Annotated in this window: 14 protein-coding genes; 8 read left to right on the plus strand and 6 right to left on the minus strand. The window is 70.5% G+C overall.

What is annotated here, in order from left to right; all coding sequences use genetic code 11:
* Window positions 1-110 precede the first annotated feature (110 nt).
* The 3 genes from ABZ420_RS22345 (at window position 111) to ABZ420_RS22355 (ending at window position 2,596) form a co-directional block, all read left to right on the plus strand.
* Window positions 111-1,232 carry a DUF5925 domain-containing protein gene (locus ABZ420_RS22345; protein WP_357125815.1) on the plus strand — a complete coding sequence of 374 codons (1,122 nt, stop codon included), beginning with the start codon at window positions 111-113 and terminating at the stop codon, window positions 1,230-1,232.
* Window positions 1,233-1,361: 129 nt separating this feature from the next.
* Window positions 1,362-2,126 carry a hypothetical protein gene (locus ABZ420_RS22350; RefSeq protein WP_357125818.1) on the plus strand — a complete coding sequence of 255 codons (765 nt, stop codon included), beginning with the start codon at window positions 1,362-1,364 and terminating at the stop codon, window positions 2,124-2,126.
* Window positions 2,127-2,146: 20 nt separating this feature from the next.
* Window positions 2,147-2,596 (plus strand): nitroreductase family deazaflavin-dependent oxidoreductase, encoded by a 450-nt coding sequence (locus ABZ420_RS22355; RefSeq protein ID WP_357125821.1) that lies wholly within the window; start codon window positions 2,147-2,149, stop codon window positions 2,594-2,596.
* Between the two features lie 5 nt (window positions 2,597-2,601).
* On the opposite strand, the gene ABZ420_RS22360 is transcribed toward ABZ420_RS22355, so the two are convergent.
* Window positions 2,602-3,840, minus strand: coding sequence for an MFS transporter (locus tag ABZ420_RS22360; protein WP_357125824.1), 1,239 nt, complete (start codon window positions 3,838-3,840; stop codon window positions 2,602-2,604).
* Between the two features lie 274 nt (window positions 3,841-4,114).
* Between ABZ420_RS22360 and ABZ420_RS22365 the strand changes: the two genes are divergently transcribed.
* Complete coding sequence (locus ABZ420_RS22365; protein WP_357125827.1) at window positions 4,115-5,080, plus strand: AraC family transcriptional regulator; 966 nt, start codon at window positions 4,115-4,117, stop codon at window positions 5,078-5,080.
* A 58-nt stretch (window positions 5,081-5,138) separates the two neighbouring features.
* Window positions 5,139-5,561 carry a thioesterase family protein gene (locus ABZ420_RS22370; RefSeq protein ID WP_357125830.1) on the plus strand — a complete coding sequence of 141 codons (423 nt, stop codon included), beginning with the start codon at window positions 5,139-5,141 and terminating at the stop codon, window positions 5,559-5,561.
* 8 nt (window positions 5,562-5,569) lie between these two features.
* On the opposite strand, the gene ABZ420_RS22375 is transcribed toward ABZ420_RS22370, so the two are convergent.
* Genes ABZ420_RS22375 through pdhA form a run of 3 tightly spaced genes read right to left on the minus strand, consistent with a single transcriptional unit; the run spans window position 5,570 to window position 9,012 of the window.
* Window positions 5,570-6,889 (minus strand): dihydrolipoamide acetyltransferase family protein, encoded by a 1,320-nt coding sequence (locus tag ABZ420_RS22375; RefSeq protein ID WP_357125833.1) that lies wholly within the window; start codon window positions 6,887-6,889, stop codon window positions 5,570-5,572.
* Between the two features lie 30 nt (window positions 6,890-6,919).
* Complete coding sequence (locus ABZ420_RS22380; RefSeq protein WP_040865105.1) at window positions 6,920-7,903, minus strand: alpha-ketoacid dehydrogenase subunit beta; 984 nt, start codon at window positions 7,901-7,903, stop codon at window positions 6,920-6,922.
* Window positions 7,900-9,012: a pyruvate dehydrogenase (acetyl-transferring) E1 component subunit alpha gene (pdhA, locus tag ABZ420_RS22385; RefSeq protein WP_357125836.1), complete on the minus strand. Its 1,113-nt coding sequence runs from the start codon at window positions 9,010-9,012 to the stop codon at window positions 7,900-7,902. The genes ABZ420_RS22380 and pdhA overlap by 4 nt, the downstream gene beginning before the upstream one ends.
* A 147-nt stretch (window positions 9,013-9,159) precedes the next feature.
* On the opposite strand from pdhA, the gene ABZ420_RS22390 reads away from it, so the two are divergent.
* Both ABZ420_RS22390 and ABZ420_RS22395 read left to right on the plus strand, forming a co-directional pair.
* The gene (locus tag ABZ420_RS22390) at window positions 9,160-9,651 is read left to right on the plus strand and encodes an Lrp/AsnC family transcriptional regulator (protein WP_040865136.1); all 492 of its coding nucleotides are present in this window, start codon (window positions 9,160-9,162) and stop codon (window positions 9,649-9,651) included.
* Window positions 9,652-9,708: 57 nt separating this feature from the next.
* Window positions 9,709-10,515 (plus strand): SDR family oxidoreductase, encoded by an 807-nt coding sequence (locus ABZ420_RS22395; RefSeq protein WP_357125840.1) that lies wholly within the window; start codon window positions 9,709-9,711, stop codon window positions 10,513-10,515.
* 6 nt (window positions 10,516-10,521) lie between these two features.
* On the opposite strand, the gene ABZ420_RS22400 is transcribed toward ABZ420_RS22395, so the two are convergent.
* A complete protein-coding gene (locus ABZ420_RS22400) occupies window positions 10,522-11,721 on the minus strand; it encodes a benzoate/H(+) symporter BenE family transporter (protein ID WP_357125843.1) in 1,200 nt (399 codons plus the stop codon).
* Window positions 11,722-11,905: 184 nt separating this feature from the next.
* Here ABZ420_RS22400 and ABZ420_RS22405 point away from each other — a divergent pair, with 184 nt between their 5' ends.
* Window positions 11,906-12,712 carry a sulfurtransferase gene (locus ABZ420_RS22405; RefSeq protein ID WP_357125977.1) on the plus strand — a complete coding sequence of 269 codons (807 nt, stop codon included), beginning with the start codon at window positions 11,906-11,908 and terminating at the stop codon, window positions 12,710-12,712.
* Between the two features lie 19 nt (window positions 12,713-12,731).
* Here ABZ420_RS22405 and ABZ420_RS22410 read toward each other — a convergent pair whose 3' ends face one another.
* Window positions 12,732-13,094 (minus strand): hypothetical protein, encoded by a 363-nt coding sequence (locus ABZ420_RS22410; RefSeq protein WP_357125846.1) that lies wholly within the window; start codon window positions 13,092-13,094, stop codon window positions 12,732-12,734.
* Window position 13,095 lies beyond the last annotated feature (1 nt).

A 13,095-nucleotide genomic window follows, 5' to 3' on the forward strand; every position in this document is an offset into this window, starting at 1 on the left:
CGAAGCGCCCCTTCACCTTCGGTGGAGGGGCGCTTTCGTAATTCGATGGACATCGCGGCAGGCCGCCCCGGATCATTCTCCGGGTGTCCGCACGTCATGAGCCTCTTCGGTTGATCGGTCCCGGGGAGCCCTCGGCCGATCCCGCCGAGCGGCTGCCGTGGACCGTCGTAGTCGATTCCACGTACTCGATCCGCGACGCGATCGATGCCCTCGCGCTCGGTCCGTTCCTGCGCGGCGATCAGCCGTGCGCGCGCACCGCGCATCTGGAGCGGGTGCGGCCGGAAGCGCCGCTGCGTCCCGGCCGCGGCCGCGTGGTGCGCACGGTGCGCGACAACGACAGCGGGGCGACGCTGGTGGTGGGTCCCGGCTGGTCGCTGCGGTCGGTGCGCTGGTCGGGCGGTTCGGCGATGGTCGAGGTCACCGCCGTCAGCGAGACGCTCGCGGACGAGCTGCTCGCCGAGGCCATCCGGGACGCGGCGGCGCCGCCGGAGGTGGGCGACACCGTGGAGATGGGCTTCTGGCACATGCACACCCACGGCCCGCAGCGGCGTGCGCGCTCGATCTCGGCGCCCGAGTGGTCGTCGATCCGGGATAACTACACGGGCGAGGTCGCCACCGCGATGGATCGCCTGATGTCGCTCACCGCCGCCGACGTCCGCGGCCGCCTGGTGCTGCTGCACGGACCTCCCGGCACGGGGAAGACCACGGCGCTGCGCGCGCTGGCGCGTGCCTGGGGCGCCTGGTGTCAATTCGATTGCGTGCTCGATCCCGAGGTGATGTTCGGCAAGCCCGGCTACCTGATGGACGTGGCCGCGGGAGTCGACAATGCCGACGAGGGCGCGCCCCGCTGGCGGATGCTGGTCTTGGAGGACTGCGACGAGCTGATCCGTGGCGAAGCCAAGGAGGCGGCCGGGCAGGGACTCTCGCGGCTGTTGAACCTGACCGACGGCATGCTCGGCCAGGGCCGGGACGTGCTCGTCGCCATCACCACCAACGAGGACCTGTCGCGCCTGCACCCGGCGGTGACGCGGCCGGGCCGGTGCCTGGCGCGGATCGAGATCGGGCGGCTGTCCGGTGTGGAGGCGGCGGCCTGGCTGGAGCGGGAGCAGCGGTGCGAGGCAGGCGCTTATCCGGACGGCGCGACCTTGGCCGAGCTCGTGGCGGTGCGCGACGGCGAGGCCAGGATCGATGCCGTCGCGCGGGATGCGGTCAATCCGGGACTGTATCTGTGAGAACTGGCGTGCGCCGAAGTCGTTGCGGCGGTTCACCGGTCCGGCGGGGTTCGCGGTGATCGGCTAGATTCCATGGGTTCGCCCGTCGCCTGTGCGCACGGAACCACGCGAGACCCGGGGAGGGGATCCATGACAACACCACCGAACCATCCGCAGCCAGGGCAGCCCGGCTATCCACCGCCAGGTCGGCCCGGCTATCCGCAGCAACCGCCTGCCGGTGCGCCGCAAGGCTTTCCGGGGCAGCAGGGCTATCCCGGTCAGCCGCAGCCCCAGCCCGGCTACCCTGGCCAGCCGGGCTATCCGCCACAGGGAGGGTTCCCGCAGCAGCCGGGCTACCCCGGTGGGGGTTTCCCGCCGCCGGGACCGCCACCCCAGCAGAATCGGAGCGGCGGTGGCGGAGTGGGCAAGATCCTCGCCGTGCTGGGTGTCGTCGTGGTGATCGGCCTGCTGGTCATCGGCGGTCGCACCGTGTTCCGTTCGGACGGCGAGAAGATCGATATCGGTCAGTGCGCGAAGCTGTCGGGCACCACCGTGAAAGCGGAGTTCGAAACCAAGGAATGCTCCGACGCCGAAGCCAATTACGTGGTGGCGCAACGGCTCGACGGCGCGAACGCGGACTGCGCCACCAAGGACTACGCCAGCTACTACCAGACCGGCAGCAACGAATACACGCTGTGCCTGCGGCTGAACGTCAAGGAGGGCGACTGCATCGACGGCGGTTTCCTCGGCGCCAGCACCAAGGTGGCCTGTGGGTCGACGGCGGACTTCAAGATCGGCCGGATCGTGCGCGGCACCGCGGACAAATCCGCGTGCGGGGCGAAGGCGACCGAGAACGACACGATCGTCTACCCCAAGCCCGAGCCGATCACTCTGTGCCTGGTGCCGCCCAAGTAGTGCGCGGCTAGCCTGGAGCGATGACGAGCGTCGGCGCGCGGTTGCTGCGGACCAGATGGTTCGTGCGTGCGCCGATCTCGATGTTCCGCGCCCGGCTCGGCTTCCTGTTCGGAGGGCGGCTCCTGCTGCTGGAGCACATCGGCCGCAGCTCGGGCCTTCCACGCTATGTGGTGCTGGAGACGGTGGCGCGGCCGAGCCGGGACCGCGTGGTGATCGCGTCCGGCTTCGGCACACAGGCGCAGTGGTTCCGCAATCTCGCCGCCGATCCGCGCTGTCACGTGAGTATCGGCGTGCGCTTCAGGGTTCCGGCTCTGGCCCGGGTGTTGAGCCCGGACGAGTCCGCCGCCGTCCTCGAGGGCTATCGGCGCGACCATCCGCGGGCATACCGGAGTCTCGGCCGGATAGTCGAGGAAGCCACGGGTACGGGCATCGACGAGGTGCCGATGGTCGAGCTGACGATGGATCGTTGATCCGGTCAGTCGGCCCGCGGCGTGTCGACGACGCTCGCGTACCGGCAGCAGAACAGGATCGCGATCATCGGCACGACCATCGCCGTGGTCAGTGACATCACGGCGGTGAGCCAGCCGATGACCGTGGGACCGGCGAGCAGTCCGAGATAGCCGATGCTGAATACCCGCGACATGTCGGTAGCGGCCCTGGTGGAGCCGAGATTCCCCGCCGCGGTGAAGATCTGCGGAATCCCCCCCGCGAGTCCGAGCCCGGCCATGGTCCAGCCCAGCAGTGTCAGCGGAATCCACGGCGAGACGACGATCACCGCCAGGCCGGCGGCCGCGATGAGCGAGCCGTAGCGCACCACCGCGACCCGGCCGAAGGCGTGGCTGACCCGGTCGGCGCCGAAACGCCCGATCGTCATCGTGGTGGAGAAGGCTCCGAAGGCGAGCGCCGCGGTGGCCGCGTCCGCGTTCAGATGCTCGCGCAGTTGCAAGGCGCTCCAGTCGGCGGCCACCCCTTCGGCCAGCAGCAGTGCGAAGGCGATCGCGGCCAGCGCGAACACCTTTCGGCCCAGATCACGGGCGTCGAGGGGCGTCGTCACGTGATCGCGCGTCATCCGGTCGTGGCCGGGCTGATCCGCCGACGGCACGGCGTCGGACCCGATCGGTATGACGTCGTGGAACTCGGTTTCCCGCAGTAACCGCGGCACCAGGGTGAGGGTCAGCGCGACGCAGCTCACCGCGGCGAGGACCAGCGTCAACCGGATATCCCAGCCCGCCCGCAGCGTGGCGGCTCCGAGCAGTGAACCGAGCAGGCCGCCGCCGGAGAACAGCGCGTGGAATGCGGCCATGATCGGACGCCGATAGGCCCGTTCCACCAGCACCGCTTGGGTATTCATCGACACGTCCAGCGCGCCGTTGCCGAAACCGAAACAGGCCAGGGCGAGTGCCAAGGTGAACGGTCCGGTGGCGAGGCCGGGGCCGACCACCGCCACCGACGCGATGCACGCGGCCGTGCCGACCAGCGTCCTGCTGCCGAACCGATCGGCGAGCGGCCCCGCCAGCCGCATTCCGGCGATGCCCGCACCGGACATCAGCAGGATGAACATGCCCAGCATGGATTTCGAGACGCCCGTGCGGTCGGTGATGACCGGAATGTGCACCACCCACATGGCGAGCAGGAAGCCGTTCAACGCGAAGACCGTGAACACCGCGGCGCGCGCGACGCGGATCGGACGATCGACCGTCGGGCTCAACACCATTTCGACGGTACCGACGGATCGTCCGATCCAACAGCCCCGCCCGCGGCGGCGGTCCAGGGCGCCGTTGACCTGGTCGTGCGACCGTGCGTGACGCTCGGCTCTGCGCGTCACGTCCGCGAGCGGGCCTGTTTACATTGTCAACGTCTCGAGGGGCCGGGACATTCCGGATTTCCGCTGAGGGCTCTCTTCCGCCACCGCTCGGGCACGCCGTCGAGGCAGAGACGGATCGTGGCTCGGCGGCCCAAAATCATGCGCCATCGTCTACTGTGGACGGGTGGATGTGCTCGCAAGTCTGCTCGAAGGCCCCCGCGCCCGCGGCGCGTTCCTGATGTGTTCGCTGCTGAATCCGCCGTGGTCGCTGCGCATCCAGGACGAGGCACCGCTGACCGTGTTGTCGATGATCCGCGGCAACGCGTGGATCGTCACCGACGAGGGTGAGCCGCGGCAGCTGGGCGCGAGCGACGTCGCGATCTTCCGCGGGCCCGCGCCGTACACAGTGGCCGACGACCCGACGACCGAACCGCAGATCGTCATCCATCCCGGCCAGGTGACGAAGACGCCGCAGGGTGAGATTCTTTGCGAGACACTCAGCCTGGGTGTTCGGCAGTGGGGGACCGACCCGGACGGGGCGACCCTGATGGTCACCGGAACCTACGAGTCCGCGGGCGCGGCCGGTCAGCGCCTGCTGCGCGCGCTCCCGTCGGTGCTGGTGTTGCGGCGCGGCGAGTTCGACAGCCGGGTGCTCGACATCCTGGTCGACGAGGTGACCAAGGACGAGCCCGCGCAGAGCGCGGTGCTGGACCGCCTGCTGGACCTGGTGCTGATCGCCGCGCTGCGCGCCTGGTTCGCCCGTAACGACGCGCCCGCCTGGTACCACGCCTACGGTGACCCGCTGGTCGGCAAGGCCCTGCGCCTGCTCCAGCACAATCCGGCGCACGGCTGGACGGTCGCGGGCCTGGCCGAGGCGGTGGGTGTCTCGCGGGCCGCGCTGGCGCGCCGCTTCACCGATCTGGTGGGCGAGCCGCCGATGGCGTTCCTCACCGAATGGCGGCTGGCACTGGCCGCCGACCTGCTACAGGAATCGGACGCCACCATCGAGGCCATCGCCCGGCAAGTCGGGTACGGCAGCGCCTTCGCGCTGAGCACGGCGTTCAAACGGCACTTCGGCCTCTCTCCGCGTGACCACCGGCACAGTGGCGTGCGGTCAGGCCCGGAGGAGGGAGTGCGCGTAGCCACGTAGGGCCCCGCACGTGGCGCGATGGGTACCGCATCGTCCCCACTGAGCTATCGTCGGCCGGGTGACGCAGCAGTATCCGGTGCTCTGGCCGGTGCCGACCCGGTGGGCCGACAACGACCACTACGGGCACGTGAACAACGTGACCTACTACTCGTACTTCGACACCGCGGTCAACGCGTGGTTGATGCACGCCACCGGAACCGACATCCGCGAACTGCCCGCGCTCGGCGTTGTGGCGCAGACCTCTTGCACTTACCAAGGCTCGATCAGCTTCCCGGACCAGTTACAGGTCGGCTTGCGCATCTCCCGGCTCGGCCGCTCCAGCATCACCTACGATCTGGCCATCTTCCGGGAGGCCGACGGCGGGCTGGAACTGTCCGCCACCGGTGTCTTCGTGCACGTCTATGTGGATGCCGAGACCCGCAAACCGGTCGAGATCCCGGAGGTCATCCGCACCGCCGCGACGGCGCTCGTCACCGACTGAACGCCGGGTCAGGCCCGGCCGAGCAGGGTGAGCGGGTCCTCCAGGAATCCCGCGGTGGTCGCCAGGAAGCGGGCCGCCTGCTCGCCGTCGATCATGCGATGGTCGAAGCCGACGCCGAGGGTGGTCACCCACCTGACCGCGATCTCGTCACGTACGACCCACGGTTGCTTGCGGATCGAACCGAGACACAGGATCGCGGACTCGCCCGGGTTGACCAGCGGGACGCCGGTGTCCACGCCGAAGACGCCGATGTTGGTGATGGTGAACGTGCCGCCGCGCAGTTCGGCGGTCGTCGCGCCGCCCGCGCGTGCGGTCTCGGCCAGCCAGGCGATCTCGCGGGCCAGGTCGCGCAGGCTCAGCGTTTGCGCCTCCTTGATATTCGGGACCAGCAGGCCGCGCTCGGTGGCCACCGCGATGCCCAGGTTGACGTAGTGCTTGGTGACGATCTCCTGAGCGGCCTCGTCCCAGCAGACGTTCATGCCGGGAAAATCCGCGAGCGCGGCCAGTGCCGCTTTGGCGACCAGCGCCAGCGGCGTCAAACTGAGGCCCGCGAAGGATTTCGTGCTGCGCAGATGGTCGAGGAGTTCCATCGAGGCGGTGCAGTCGACGGTGACGAACGCGGCGGCCTGCGGGATGGTGCGCGCGCTGTTCGACATCGCCGCCGCGGTGCGCTTGCGAATGCCGCTGATCGGAGTGCGTTCCTCGCGCACGGACGGGCGGACCGCCGCGCTGTCCGCGCCGGGCACGGTAGCCGGTGCGGCCGGACGGGGCTGTGAGACGGGTACCGCGCCGCGCACGTCCTCGACGGTGACCGCGCCGCCCGGCCCGGAACCCGCGATGAACCACAGATCCAAGCCGAGTTCGCGCGCCAGCTTTCGCGCGGCGGGTGTCGCTGCCGCGTTACCCGGTCGGCGCGGCTCGGTGTCCGCTTCGCCGGGCGGTGAAACGCTGTGCGAGGGCGGCCCGACGGGACGCCGCCGCGATGTCGCCTCCGCTTCGGGGCCGTAGCCGACCAGGACGGAAGTGCGGCCCGTGGCGCTCGCCGCGTCGTCCGCTCCGGCTGCCCGCACGCGGATGAGCGGCGCGCCGACCGCGACGGTGTCGCCCGGCCGCGCCAGCAATTCGACCACCCGGCCGGCGAACGGCGACGGCAACGAGACGACCGCCTTGGCCGTCTCCACGTCGGCGATCGTCTGGTTCAACTCGACGACGTCGCCCACGGCCACCGCCCACGACACCAGTTCGGCGTCGGCCAGGCCTTCGCCGAGGTCCGGCAGCCGGAACTCCAGCACGGACGACGGAAGGTCCTGGCGGGCAGGGTTTTCCACGCGGCACCTCTCACTACGGCGAACCCCGCCTCACGCGGCGAGGGAGCGGTCGACCGCGTCGAGAATGCGGTCGGGATCGGGCAGATGGTGCTTCTCGAGCTTAGCCGGGGGGTAGGGGATGTCGAATCCGCCGACGCGCAGCACGGGCGCTTCCAGGTGGTAGAAGCAGCGTTCGGTGATCCGCGCGGCGATCTCGGCGCCGAGCCCCGCGAAGACCGGCGCCTCGTGCGTGACGATCAGCCGCCCGGTCTTCGCGACCGACTCCTCGATGGTGTCGAAATCGATCGGCGACAGGCTGCGCAAATCGATCACCTCGAGCGAGTGGCCCTCCCGCGCGGCGATTCCCGCGGCCGACAGCGCGGTGGCCACGGTCCCGCCGTAGGCGACGACGGTCGCGTCCGATCCCGTGGCGCACACGCGCGCGCGGTCCAGCGGCAGGCCGCCGTCACGGTCGAGCGCGGCGAAGTCGACGTCGGCCTTGTCCCAGTACCTGCGCTTGGGCTCGAAGAAGATGACCGGATCGTCCAGTGCGATCGCCCGGCGGATCATCGCGTACGCGTCGGCCGGGTTGCTCGGTGTCACCACGCGCAACCCGGCGGTATGCGCGAAATAGGCCTCGGGTGATTCGGAGTGGTGCTCCACCGAACCGATGCCGCCGCCGAACGGGATGCGAATCGTCAAGGGAGCGTGCACTTTTCCCTGCGTTCGATAGTTGATCTTGGCGACGTGCGAGACGATCTGGTCGAAGGCGGGATAGACGAAACCGTCGAACTGGATCTCGCACACCGGCCGGTATCCGCGCAGCGCCATGCCGAAAGCCGTTCCGATGATGCCGGATTCGGCCAGCGGCGTATCGATGACGCGGTTGTCGCCGAAGTCCTTCTGCAACGTGTCGGTCACCCGGAACACCCCGCCGAGGCGGCCGATGTCCTCGCCCATCAGCAAGACCTTCGGATCGTCCTCCAGCGCGCGGCGCAAGCCGGTGTTGAGCGCGGCGGCGAAGGTGGTGATCATCGCGGGACTCCTTCTCCTCGTGCGGAGGCCCCGCCGGGATCACCGGCCAGGTACTCCGTGTACGCCCTCCGCTGTTCGGTGATCAGCGGATGCGGGGTGGTGTAGACGTGCTCGAACAGCTCGCTCGGCGCGGGATCGGGTGTGTCGATGGTCGCGGCTCGCACCGCTCGGGCCACCGCGTCCGACCGCTCGGCGACCCGGCTCGCGAACGCGTCGTCCCAGTGGCCCTCGCGCTCGAGCAGCCTGCGCATCCGGTCGATCGGATCGCGCCGCGCCCACTGCTCGGTCTCGGCGGCCGAGCGGTAACGGGTGGGATCGTCCGCCGTGGTGTGCGGACCCATCCGGTAGGTGAGCGCCTCGATGAACGACGGGCCGCCGCCGGAGCGCGCCCTGGCCACCGCCTGCCTGGTGACGGCGAGCACGGCGAGCACGTCGTTGCCGTCGACCTGCCTGCCCGGCATGCCGTAGCCGTAGGCGCGGCGGGCGATCGGCGTCGCGCTCTGCACCCGCACCGGGGCACTGATCGCCCACTGGTTGTTCTGGCAGAAGAACACGACGGGCGCGCTCCAGGTCGCGGCGAACCCGAGCGCTTCGGCCAGATCGCCCTGGCTGCTGGCGCCGTCGCCGAAGTAGGCGATGGTGGCTATCTCGGCGCCGTCCAGGTGCGCCGCGAACGCGTAACCGGTCGCGTGCAGGCCCTGGGAGCCGACCACGATATTGGGGTTGGTCATGTTCACCGCGTGCGGATCCCAGCAATGGTGGGCTACGCCGCGCCACAGGCGGGTGAGATCGGTGGGCGGCACGCCTCGGCAGTAGGCCACCGCCGTCTCCCGATAGCTGGAGAAGACGTAGTCGTCGGGACGCAGCGCGTGCGCGGAGCCGACCTGGGCGGCCTCCTGTCCGAGCATGGGCGCCCACAGGCCGAGCTGGCCTTGGCGTTGCAGCGTGGTGGCCTCGACGTCGATCCGGCGGGCGACCACCATGTCCTCGTACAGCGCCCGCAACTCGTCGGGCCCGACGTCGGCGACCAGCGACGCGTGCTCGCGATCGAGGACGCGGCGGCCGTCCGGCTGCACCAACTGCACCGGAAACTCGGGCTTGCCCGGCATGGTGTTCGCCTCCTACCAGGTGGTCGCCACATCGATGATATGTCCTACCTCACAGCATCCCCTCGAATGCGAACTGCGCAAGTGGCCGACCGGTCGATGAGCAGAATGCTCAATTGCGACCGACGGCCGAATGTCATACTGCGTGGTATGACCAGAGAAAACGCTGGCGTGAGCCTGGACGCCACCGACGCCAGGCTGTTACTGGAACTGGTCGCCAACCCCCGGGCGACGGGCGTGGAGCTGGCCGCGCGGCTCGGCCTGTCCCGCAACACCGTGCAGGCCCGGTTGTCCCGCTGGGAGGCCGGGGGCGTGCTGGGCAGCTTCGAGCGGCGCGTCGAGCCGCGCGCGCTCGGCTATCCGCTGGCGGCGTTCGTCGCGGTCGTCGTCGATCAGCATCGCCTGGACTCCGTGGTGGACGAACTCGCCGAGGTGCCCGAGGTCACCGAGGTGTGCGGCATGACCGGGCTCACCGATCTCACGGTGCGGGTGGTCGCCAGGGACGCCGACGACTTGTATCGCATCGCCGGGCAGATCCTCAAGATCCCCGGCGTCGAGCGGACCAACATGGCGCTGGTGATGCGCGAACTGGTGGGCCCGCGCACCGCTCCGCTGCTGGACCGCCTGGCGAACTCGAGCTGAGGCCTCGGTGCGAGGTGGTCGGCGGATTCCCGGTGACCGCCCCGCTAGGGTGCGGGAATGGAGATTTCGGGCAAAGTTGCCATTGTCACGGGGGCGGGCGCGGGGATCGGGGCGGCTTTGGCCGCCCGGCTCGTCGCCGCCGGTGCGCGCGTGGTGCTCGCCGACCTCGACGAGGCGAGTGCGATGCGGGTGGCGGAGTCTCTCGGGCCCGGCGCGGTCGCGGTCGGCGGGGATGTGGCGGATGAGGCGGTGATCCGCACGCTGATCGATCGCGCCGAGGCGGAGTTCGGCCCGGTCGACGTGTATTTCGCGAACGCGGGCATCGGCGGAGGTGCGGGGCTGGACAGCACCGACGGGCAGTGGGCGGCGGCGCTGGAGGTCAACGTCATGGCCCACGTGCGCGCCGCGCGGCTGCTGGTGCCCGGATGGCTGGCGCGGGGCGGCGGCTACTTCGTCGCCACGGCGTCGGCGGCGGGATTGCTCACCCAGCTCGGATCGGCGCCCTACGCGGTGTCGAAGCACGCGGCCGTCGGTTTCGCGGAATGGCTTTCGGTCACCTACGGCGACCGCGGGGTCCGGGTGAGCTGCGTGTGCCCGATGGGCGTGGACACGCGGCTGCTGCACGGCGGCCTCGTTCCGCCGGAGCACGCCGCCGAGGCGGAACTCGCGGTGAAGGCCGTCACCAGCGCGGGCGCGGTGCTGTCCCCGGACGAGGTCGCCGAGATCGTGCTCGCCGGGGTGGCCGACGAGCGCTTCCTGATCCTCCCGCATCCCGAGGTGCTGAAGATGTACCGCCACAAGGGTTCCGACTACGATCGCTGGCTCGACGGAATGCGCCGCTTCCAGGCCGCTCTGACCGAGTAGCGCGCCCTAGCGCAGCACCTTTCGCACGATCAACCCCGCGAGCAACGCCCAGAAGGCGGCGCCGATGCCGGCGAAGCCGACCCCGGAGGCGGCGATCAGGAAGGTCACGACGCCCGCCTCGCGGTGCTCGGAGCGCAGTGCCGCCCCGAGGGCCGCGGCCAAGGTCGCCAGCAGCGCGAGACCGGCGACGGTTTCCAGCGTGCCCGCCGGAGCGGTCGCGATCAGCGTGACCAGCGCGGCCGAGCCCAGCGCGAGCAGCAGGTACGTCGCGCCCGCGGTGAACGCGGCGATCCAGCGCCGCTTCGGGTCCGGATGCGCCGCCGGGGCCGCCGAGAGCGCGGCGCTGATGGCGGCGAGATTGATCGCGTGCCCGCCCGCGGGCGCACCGATGACGGTGCCGAGCCCGGTGACGGTCATAGCCGCGCGCCAGGGCACCCGGTAGTCGAACGAGGCCAGCACCGCGGTGCCCGGGATGTTCTGCGACGCCATGGTGACGATGTAGAGCGGGATCGCGACGCCGATCAGCGCCTGCCAGCTCCAGTGCGGCAGCGTCAGTTCCAGCCGCGGCGCCATCGCGCCGACGTCGAGGTGCCGGTGCCCCGCCACGATGCTGATCGCCGCTCCGGTCGCCGCGGTCACGAAGGCGGCGATCACGGCCCACCGCTGGGCATACCGTTGCAACACGAGCCAGACCAGGATCACCGGCGCCACCACCGCCGGACTCGTCTGCACCGCCCGGACCGGAGCCAGGCACAGCGGCAGCAGCACCCCGGCCAGCATGGCCTGCGCTATCTCCACGGGGATCGCCGCCACCAGCCCGCCAAGCCGCCGCCACAGTCCGGTGACCACGATCAGCGCTCCCGCCAGCACGAACGCCCCGATCGCGGCGGGCCAGCCACCTTCCACCGCGCCCGCCCCGGCCAGCAGCGCCGCGCCCGGCGTGGACCAGGCCAGCGTGATCGGCATCCGGTAGCGGTAGCTCAGCGCCATCATGCCGATCGCCAGCGTGACGCACAGCGCGAGCAGGCCCGACGCGGCTTGCGCTGGGCTCGCGCCCACCGCGGTCAACCCGCTCAGCACCACGGCGAACGAGCTGGTGAAACCGACCAGCGCGGTCACCATGCCCGCGCCGATCGCCGGCGCCGGTCCGGCCGGCGGCCGTTCGGGCGCCGGTGTCGCGGTGGCTTCGGCGGAAACGTTCGACATCGGTCGGATATTGCCGCTGGTCACGAGGGTGTGTCGCCTGCCAGTACCGCGAAACTGGCCTGACTTGGACCGGCCGGGGCACGCGAGGCGAGAGTACGGCGACATCGGCACATCCGGTGCGTAGGGTGGGGGAGTCGGTGCGCGAGGACGTCATTCGGGACGAGGAGCTGAGTTGAGCGCGGTACTGATCTCACCGGGAGAGCTTCGGGAAGCGTTGGCGGACAAGCAGATTCGGCTGCTGGACGTCCGATGGGCACTGGGCGACCCGGACGGCCCGCAGCACTATCTCGACGGGCACATCCCCGGTGCGGTGTTCGTCGATCTGGAGACCGAACTGGCCGCGCCGCCGTCGCCGGCGCGCGGCAGGCATCCGCTGCCGGATCTCGCGCAGCTGGAGAAGTGCGCGCGCAGCTGGGGGCTGCGCCAAAACGATCCGGTGGTCGTCTACGACGCCACCGGCGGCATGGCCGCCGCACGCGCCTGGTGGCTGCTGCGTTGGGCGGGAGTCGCGGACGTGCGCATCCTCGACGGCGGGCTGCCCGCGTGGGTGGAGGCGGGCGGCCCCGTCGCGACCGGCGCCGAGCCCGACCCGGAGCCCGGAGATGTCGAACTGAGCCCCGGCCACCTGCCCGTGATCGATGCCGACGCGGCCGCTCGCTGGAAGGGCGTCCTGCTGGATGCCCGCGCGAGCGAGCGCTTCCGCGGTGACGTGGAGCCGATCGACCCCCGCGCGGGGCACATCCCCGGTGCGCTCAGCGCCCCGACCGCCGACAATCTCGACGCCGACGGGCGCTTCCGCGCGGTACCGGAACTGCGCGACCGTTTCGCCGGGTTCGGATCCGGGCCGGTGGCCGTGTACTGCGGTTCCGGCGTCACAGCGGCGCACCAGGTGGCGGCGCTCGCCATCGTCGGTGTGGAGGCGGCGTTGTATCCCGGGTCGTGGTCGCAGTGGTCGAACGATCCGAAACGGCCGGTAGCGACAGGTAGCTGACCCGCCGCTGCAAGGGCCCCTACAGCCAGGCGCGGGCCAGGAGGTCGTCATCGGTGACCTCGCTGGCTCGCGGCGGGAACCGGGTGGCCGCGATCGACTCGATATGCGTTCCGTCGTGCCCGATCACCCACGAGCCGCCGCGCTCCTCGCATTCGGCCAGCTTGGCGAAGGTGGTGAGCAGGAACGTGATCGCCTCGTGCGGGTCGGCGGTGCGGGCCAGCCGCTGGGATTCGCCGGGACGCGACAGGTCCAGCCACACGCCGCACTGCCCGTCCAGCCGCATGCCGACGATCTTGTCGGCATGCACGAAGGTGAATTTACGCCGTTCCCACGCGGTCGTCGGTGTGAAGCTCTGCTCGAGAACCTGGAGCAGAATTGTCATG

It is taken from the genome of Nocardia sp. NPDC005745 (assembly GCF_040630775.1).
In the GTDB taxonomy this organism is placed as follows: Bacteria; Actinomycetota; Actinomycetes; order Mycobacteriales; family Mycobacteriaceae; genus Nocardia.